This is a genomic window from Eggerthella sp., assembly GCF_048329335.1.
Lineage (GTDB): Bacteria > Actinomycetota > Coriobacteriia > Coriobacteriales > Eggerthellaceae > Eggerthella > Eggerthella lenta.
Map to the genome: position 1 here is coordinate 1 of NZ_DBFEGU010000445.1, position 1,197 is coordinate 1,197.

A 1,197-nucleotide genomic window follows, 5' to 3' on the forward strand; every position below is an offset into this window, starting at 1 on the left:
AGGCGGCGCCGGAAGCGCTGCCGGAGAAAGGAGACTGTCATGGCGAAGATAGTCAATTCTTGGAACGACTGGGATCCGCTGAAGCGCGTGATCGTCGGCCTGTGCGACAACTCGGTCATCCCGCCCGAGGAGCCCGCGACCTCCGAGAAGGTGCCGGTCGACTCCGAGATGCGCGGCATGTGGGGTCTCCGCCCGCTGCGCACGGTCGAGGTCGGCAACGCCTGCCTCGAGAACCTCGTGAAGGCGCTCGAGGAGCGCGGCGTGGTCGTCGACCGCCCGACGCCCCTGCAGTGGAACCAGGCCATCGGCACGCCCGACTTCCGCAACGACTCGATGATGACCTGCATGCCGCCCCGCGACATCCTGCTCACCATGGGCAACGAGATCATGGCCTCCGCCAACTCCTTCCGCTGCCGCTACTTCGAGTACCTGGCCTACTGGCCGCTCATGAAGCAGTACTTCGACGAGGACCCGGACTTCCTGTGGACCCAGGCCCCGCGCCCGCGCCTGACCGACAAGTCCTACAAGCACAACTACTACGACGAGAAGATCTCGCTGGAGGAGCGCCTGGTGCGCACCGCCAACAAGGACTTCGTCACGACGGAAGTCGAGCCGATGTGGGACGCCGCCGACGTCATGCGCATGGGCAAGGACCTGTTCATCCAGCACGGCCTGACCACGAACCGCACGGCCATGGACTGGTTCCAGCGCTACTACCCCGAGCACCGCGTGCACGCCGTGAACTTCCCGGGCGACCCCTACCCGATCCACATCGACGCGACCTTCGTGCCGCTGCGCCCCGGCCTGATCATCAACAACCCGCAGCGCAAGCTGCCCGAGGAGCAGCGCGCGATCTTCGAGGCCAACGACTGGCAGATCGTCGACGCCGCCCAGCCGGCCCACTCCGAGCCGCCCGAGTTCTGCTACAGCTCCGTGTGGCTGTCCATGAACTGCCTGGTGCTCGACCCGAAGACGGTCATCGTGGAGGCCTCCGAGGTCTACCAGCAAGAGGAGATGGACAAGCTCGGCATGAACGTCATCCCCGTCGACCTGCGCGGCGCCTACGCCTTCGGCGGCGGCCTGCACTGCTCCACGGCCGACGTCTACCGCGAGGGCGAGTGCCTCGACTACTTCCCGAACCGCGTCGCCGACCCGACCCTGGTTCGCCCGGAGATGTGGAACGACTAGTCGCGTAGC

The 1,197-nt window shown here is 66.3% G+C and carries 1 protein-coding gene; it reads left to right on the forward strand.

Annotated elements, in window-relative coordinates:
• The first annotated feature begins 39 nt into the window (after nt 1-39).
• Nucleotides 40-1,188: a serine/threonine protein kinase gene (locus tag ACMO6A_RS13585; RefSeq protein ID WP_009307323.1), complete on the forward strand. Its 1,149-nt coding sequence runs from the start codon at nt 40-42 to the stop codon at nt 1,186-1,188.
• Nucleotides 1,189-1,197 lie beyond the last annotated feature (9 nt).